Origin of the sequence: Thiohalophilus sp. (assembly GCF_046483665.1) — a bacterium.
In the GTDB taxonomy this organism is placed as follows: Bacteria; Pseudomonadota; Gammaproteobacteria; order UBA6429; family Thiohalophilaceae; genus Thiohalophilus.
The window spans coordinates 41,198-47,977 of the sequence record NZ_JAWOCR010000053.1; the positions used below are offsets into that span (position 1 = coordinate 41,198).

5 protein-coding genes and 1 pseudogene are annotated in these 6,780 nt (G+C 47.5%); 5 read left to right on the forward strand and 1 reads right to left on the reverse strand.

Annotated features, from left to right (window positions below; translation table 11 throughout):
* Nucleotides 1–50: 50 nt before the first annotated feature.
* The 5 genes from R6U90_RS11320 (at nt 51) to R6U90_RS11340 (ending at nt 6,472) form a co-directional block, all read left to right on the forward strand.
* On the forward strand, nt 51–866 hold the full coding sequence (locus R6U90_RS11320) for a sirohydrochlorin chelatase (protein WP_410352801.1): 816 nt from the start codon (nt 51–53) through the stop codon (nt 864–866).
* 953 nt (nt 867–1,819) lie between these two features.
* Nucleotides 1,820–2,152, forward strand: coding sequence for a TusE/DsrC/DsvC family sulfur relay protein (locus R6U90_RS11325; RefSeq protein WP_410352802.1), 333 nt, complete (start codon nt 1,820–1,822; stop codon nt 2,150–2,152).
* A 239-nt stretch (nt 2,153–2,391) separates the two neighbouring features.
* Nucleotides 2,392–3,615: an HDOD domain-containing protein gene (locus R6U90_RS11330; protein WP_410352803.1), complete on the forward strand. Its 1,224-nt coding sequence runs from the start codon at nt 2,392–2,394 to the stop codon at nt 3,613–3,615.
* 224 nt (nt 3,616–3,839) lie between these two features.
* A complete protein-coding gene (locus R6U90_RS11335) occupies nt 3,840–4,649 on the forward strand; it encodes an FkbM family methyltransferase (RefSeq protein WP_410352804.1) in 810 nt (269 codons plus the stop codon).
* Nucleotides 4,650–5,236: 587 nt separating this feature from the next.
* On the forward strand, nt 5,237–6,472 hold the full coding sequence (locus tag R6U90_RS11340; RefSeq protein WP_410352805.1) for an OmpP1/FadL family transporter: 1,236 nt from the start codon (nt 5,237–5,239) through the stop codon (nt 6,470–6,472).
* Nucleotides 6,473–6,580: 108 nt separating this feature from the next.
* On the opposite strand, the pseudogene R6U90_RS11345 reads toward R6U90_RS11340, so the two are convergent.
* Nucleotides 6,581–6,780 (reverse strand): annotated as a pseudogene (locus R6U90_RS11345) (hypothetical protein); the annotation flags it as partial.

Here is a 6,780-nt window from a genome sequence, read left to right on the forward strand (position 1 = left end):
TAGTCATAACTGTTAATATGACAGTCTGTCTATAAACAGGTTAGATAATAATGCCAGTTTACTTGCTTGTTGATAATGGTTCCAAACAACCCGACGCCACATTGTATCTACGCTGCCTGGCTGCCCAGTTGAGTGAGCATACCGGCAAGAAGATCCATCCGGTTTCACTACAGCATTCCAATGCTATTTCAGCTGCGGAGCTGGCAGGAACCCCTGCTGATGTGTTCCACGCGTTTCTTCGTGCGCAACTTGATCAAGGCGAACGGGAGTTTGTGGTAGTACCGCTGTTTTTCGGGGTAAGTCGGGCAATTACTTCGTTCATTCCTGACGAGGTGTCCGAACTGCAAGCGGAATTTCCGGATTTCACAGTTAAGGTGGCTCCTGTCATCTGGCCTTTACCTGAAGGTGAACCACGTCTTGCGCAAATTGTCTCCGATCATATTCGACAGGCTACGGAAGGCAGTGGATCTGATAATCATGTTGTGCTGGTCGACCACGGTTCTCCGACTCCAGCTATAACTGAAGTTCGCCGGCATATTGCCCGAATGTTAGAAGAGCAGCATGCAATGAGCGTTGGTCAGGCAGTGATGGAACGACGCGAGGGAAAAGAGTATGACTTCAACGGCGAGTTGTTGGCGAGCTGGTTGGCGGAACAGGCCGGGCAAGGAGTTGATAGTATCATTGTGGCTATGTTGTTTTTTCTGCCCGGACGACATGCCGGGCCACGGGGCGATGTACAGAAAATCTGTGACAACGTGGTAAAAGATTATCCCCGGTTGAACTACGTTATTACTCCACTTATAAGCTCCCATCCGTTATTGCTGGATATTCTTCGCGATCGACTGGAAGTTGCGGAACAGCTCTGAAGCTAACAAGGCTCAGTCGGTATAGAATCAGCCATTTTGAATGACAGAATTCTCAATATAATGATCGCCTGCTGAGGTCGGACATAACTACGCTGTAGTTGCAAGTTTGCCAGGGTTTCAGAAAACAAAAAGTAACCATGCCAGGGGTAATTACAGGACTGTTTCCGGTTCGGTTTCAGCGCCGAATATCAAACTGGGTTGATTACCCAAAAGATAGCCCTTCGGAACAGTCTATAGAAAATATCGGCTTTTGACCGGGAGAGTGGGATATCGAGTTCATCTGTAAGACCCATGATAGTGCATTGTGTTTTTATGACGTGCTCGCAGTATGTGAGAAAAATCATATTGGATAATTCCTCAGCATGTGTTGTTATGCATTTTCTATCGCTAAGCGGGTGTGAGAATAATTATTCCGCAGATGAGGGTGGTTTGAGATTTACCTTATGATGCCTGACAGTCGGATATCGAGAAAAGATTAAAAATGTACTCGAAACGACTTTTTGCAGTACCGGTAAATATTTTCTCATGGAGATCGGTATTCTGTCAGAGAATATGCCTCGATTTATATCACACGAGGTAAAAGTCGACAGCGTATTATCTGTATACATTCATATATCTTGCCGGAAGTTTTGTCTGTAATTGGCGCCTGAAAAAGTGAGATGTCACGAGAAGTACTATTATTAATCCTATGACCTGTATCTATGTTGTATAGCGTAATAACGAAACGGTGCATAAGTTATGTGCTGCGTAATAAAATTGGAGGTTCGAGTGAATCACAAACACCGAGAGGCAGACTCGATTTGAAAAAGTAAAGTGGCATAAAAAATGCGGTGTTGAGCCTGAAAGCGGGAGTTTGGGATGCATAAATGTGGTTCTTGTCTATACTCGAATTGTGACAAGCAAATACTCGATATTCCACGCGGTCAGGCGGTAAATTCCGCAAGGAGGGCTTTATGACAGCCGCGATAAACAATCCTGTAATGCCCGAACTGGATGAAGACGGCCTGTTGGTTAATCCACAGGAGTGGACGGAAGAGGTAGCCAGGTTGATGGCACAACAGCTGAATGTTCCACGATTAACTGATGACCATTGGCTGGTAATTTACAGTCTGCGAGATTATTTCCAAAAATTCGGTGCTGCACCCGCGATGAACAGCGTCTGCCACCGTCTGGATAAAGACAAATTCTGGATTCATGAGTTGTTTCATAGTTGTCTTAATGCCTGGCGTATTTCAGGGTTACCCAATCCGGGTGAGGAAGCCAAGTCATATCTTAACGATATGTAACAAAATACGAATTTGCATGCTGTTGCTATATCAACCGACCAGTCAGGCTCACAGGCTCAATAGTCGGTTGATTTTTTTATCCTCAATACATACCCCCCCCTTGAATAGTCGATAAAGCCAGATTGCTGGTACGTACAGGTTGGAGCCTTCAGGCAGATTGGTTTATAATTAACCATGTTAATTCTATGATTTCTGTATAACAGAGACCCTCCTGTCCTGATTATTGTGGTGAGTTGTACATGGCGGATGAGAAGACCGTTGTCAAGCTTTTGCTTTCCCTGGATGACCTTGTTGATGTCGGTGATGTCGGACTGCTTGATATTGCGCGTAGCGCCAGGATACAGCGTCTGCATAAAGGCAAAAAACTGTTGGCAGATGAGCATCTTGACAGACATGTTTATCTGATCGAGGGAGAAGTCAAACTATTGGCAGAAAACAAGCCAATGGGCATGGTGAGTGAAGGAACAGACCGCGCGAAATTGTCTCTGTTCCGGGTTCATACGCACGGTCTCTATGCTGTATGTACCCGTAATTCGATACTGTTATCTCTGGACGAGAATACTTATAAAAAATATGTGACTCAAAAAAAAGAGAAACGTAATAATGGTATCCAGGTTGAAGAATATGATCAGGATGATGATGACTCGAGCCTGATCAGGGAAGTTGATCGTTTATTTAATCATAATGAAGTTGATTTGCCGAGTTTGCCTGAAATAGCCAGGCGAATTCACAAAGGACTTAATGAAGACGAGGTATCAATAGATACGGTGGTCGAGCTTTTGCAGGGTGACCCGGCAATTGCAGCGCGTATTGTTCAGGTTGCCAATAGCTCACTCTATGGTTTCTCCGGTATAAAAACTATCCGTGGTGCAGTCAATCGAATTGGTTTTAATACCATCCATACAATTGTTATGAGCGTTGTTTTGCGCGACCTTTATGTGCCGCGACGCAATCATATAAGAAAGCGCATGAGGCAGTTTTATATTCACAGTATCCGCGTTGGGGCAATTGCACATACCCTGTGCGCTCATCTGGATAATTTTGATTCGGATTATGCCTTCCTGGCCGGATTGCTACATGACATAGGCGTTTTGCCGCTTTTGATTCAGGCAGATCAACGCGAAACATTTGAGAATAATCCGGATTTACTGGAAACCTTGCTGCGAACGTTGACCCCGGGAATGGGCAAGCGTCTCCTGCAACGCTGGGAATTCGATTCTGAGTTGGTCACGGTTGCAAGCGAAGGGGAGAACTGGCAGCGTGCGCCAGCGTATGCTGACTATTGTGATGTTATCCAGGTGGCCCAGCTACATTGCGCCTTACTCGGAGGGGTTAAACTTGATTCTCCCCCGCTTAACCGTCTTCCTGCGTTTGAACGCCTGGCTTTGAACAAGATTGATCCCCTGAAAATTGTCAAGCAGGCCAGAGAGGAAGTTAACGAGGTCGTTGCTCTGCTGACATGAGCCAATAATGTTTAGCCCGCATGCGGATATTCCCTGGCCTGCTGTAACTGTGGCAGGATTACCGAACAGACGGTTATCTAGGCTCTGCTGACAGTTATGCAATCGATAGCAAACGCAGTACAACCTCCTGTATAGTATTGGAATAGGCTAATCTCGATTTCCCGGTTAGCTGATTGTATACCGGGTTAATTCACAGGCATCCCGGAAGCTGGAAGGAGACTGCAATGAAAATCAAGAGTCTGATATATGTCCTCGGGTTCAAGGGAAAACCCAGGCATTATCGGTACAAAACTACCGACTACACTGTCGGTGATGACACCATTCATTATGCTCAATGGTTGCATCCCGGAGAATCTATCAAGGAAATAAATACCGAACTGGTAGATGCCTATAAACATTATATTGGTAAAGGTGATTTTTGTCTTGATATCGGTGCACACTCAGGCGATACAACTTTGCCCATGGCTATGGCGGCAGGGAAGAATGGCCGTGTCCTCGCGCTAGAGCCCAACCCTTTTGTTTACCATGTGTTGGAAAAAAATGCGCGAGCCAATACGCATGTAGCTAACATCGATACTATGCTGGCTGCAGCGTCGGATGAAGATAGCTTCATAGAGTTCGAGTATTCAGATGCAGGATTCTGTAATGGCGGGCGTCATGAAGGAATCTCTGTCTTGAAACATGGTCATCCGTTCAAGCAGGAAGTTTTCTGTGTAAATCTTGCCAAAGAATTGCATGAAGATTATGCGGAATATTTGCCGCGTCTTCGATTTATTAAGGTTGATACTGAAGGCTATGATCTATATGTCCTCAAAGCAATAGAAAATATTGTTGGTGAATACAGGCCGGTTATTAAAGCCGAGATTTATAAAAAGACAGACAAACAATATCGTGTGCAACTATTGGAGTTTTTTAACAATCACGGATATGTTGTGCGTAAGATTAATAGCGAGCCGCTTGCTATGGGGGTTGAGCTAACCCGCGAAAATCTGGATGTTGGTAAGCATTACGATGTTCTGGCTCTACCATCCTAGGCGCCAAGTATAAGATATCTTTTTGTACTCACTTTTAGAATTACAGAGCTGTCTGGAAGCTGGTTACCATTCGCATGAAGTCCGGAATATTCTGAAATGCGTCTCCCGGACCAGTTGAAGATGGCCTGTCTTGCTGTAATTCATTCCGCTGTTGTCAATTGTTCTGTCTCTGATTCCTTATCTGCCAGGGTTGCCTGTCATGATGATGGGGCCGATGCGTCCTGAACGGAGGAGGAGTCTGAACAACAGCTGTTCCGATTGGTGAATATGTTGATTACATGGCTGTTCGCGCGGTTGCCAGCTAACTCCGTAGTATTTCTTGTTATTGACTGTATAGAAGTACTTTAGGCCCTGCTGTTTATACCCCTGGCGCTGGTCTGACCGGCCGATGGAACTCATAGTGAGCGTTCCAGTCAGGTCAAGCTCGTCTGTTTGGGTACTTTATATCCACCTCTAATAAGTAAGCTTATTAGAATATTTTCAATTACTATCCATCTTGCGGTACCATGCGTGCTGCCCGGGCCGGGCGGTTATGAGTTGCCACGGAGGTAACTTGTTGTTGTTAATAAAAAAATAGTGAGTCTGTTATGAAACCTACCTGCAACTCCCTGCGGATCGCTGCCCTGGCGACCGCTTTTGTCTCCTTTTCTGCCCATGCCACCAACGGTTATCAACTGATCGGCATCGGAACTTACCAGAAGAGTCTCGGCGGCGCCGTGACCGCCAACCCGGGCAGTGCCATGACAGCGGTCTCTAACCCGGCCGGTATGGCCCGGGTCGGTGCCCGGGCCGATTTTTCCATGGAAGCCTTCATGCCGGACCGTTCGGTCGATTTCACCGCCTCGGGGGGTGATGTGGCGGACAGTGCCGTCGATATCTATGGTGTGCCGGCCATCGGCTGGACCGCGCCGACGTCCGAGGGCAGCGAGGTCTATTTCGGTGGCGGGATGTACGGCACCTCCGGGATGGGCGTGGATTACCCGCAGACAACCATGCGACCGAATGGTGAGTGGAGTGGTTACAGTAATGTTGCCTTCTGGCAGATGGCTCCCGGTTTTGCCTGGAACGTGAATGAGCGTTACAGCGTGGGCGTGACCCTGAATATCGATTATCAGTCAGTTGCATTCAAACAAAGCCTGGAGCATGCAACCGAAGGATTTAACTTTGATCTGGGCCGTGGCGCCAGTGGTTTCGGCCTCGGTTTCGGGTTAGGACTGTTGTATGACGTGAACGATCAGCTGACGGTAGGCTTTAACTACAAATCCAAGCAGCATTTCAGTCCGATGGAATATCAGTTGGCTGACGGTGATATCAGTCATCCGCAGATGGGTGGTGATTTTGAAGCCGGTACCTACAAGCTGGATCTCGATTTCCCGCAACAGGCCGCGCTCGGGATGGCTTACAGTCCGAACGAGAAAGTGACTGTTTCAGCGGATATCAAGTGGATTAACTGGTCCGATACCATGGACAAGCTGTCGGTAACCGGACCCGGCGGATCTTTCCCGATGGACCCGGGCTGGGATGATCAGACGGTCTATGCCCTGGGACTTTCCTACGATGTCAGCGAGCGGGTGACCCTGCGCGCCGGGTATAACTATGCCAAGACGCCGTTTGGCGATAGTGAGGCGGGGAATAACCTGTTGCTGCCGGCGATTGTCGAAACCCACTATACGGTCGGGATGAACGTCGTACTGAATGACCACTGGGACCTGGCCTGGCACTATATGGAAGTGCCGGAGAAAACGCTGACCGACCCCACCACCGGGGCGAAGATCAGTCTGGCCGAGCAATCCTTCGGGTTTAATATCGGTTACCGGTTCTAGACGTTAATTACTTCTGGTACGGTTTTGGGCTGAGTGCGAGAGCACCAGTCCAGAACCGGTTTATAAGTCTCTGTCTACACCTTTTTAATTGTCCCGTCACGCAGGATATCAGGCATCAGCTTGAATCTGATGGGTTTTCGATGCCCGAACCGACTCGGTGTCCCGCCACATTTTCATCTTCCGTGTTGCAACTTCCTCATCCATCGCTAGCAACGGTCCGCCACAACATCGCGTTTTTCCGGTGTAGTTGACTTGATCAGCCCCAATTATCTCGATAATCCTGTCAATTATGGTGGGATTCTCTGGGT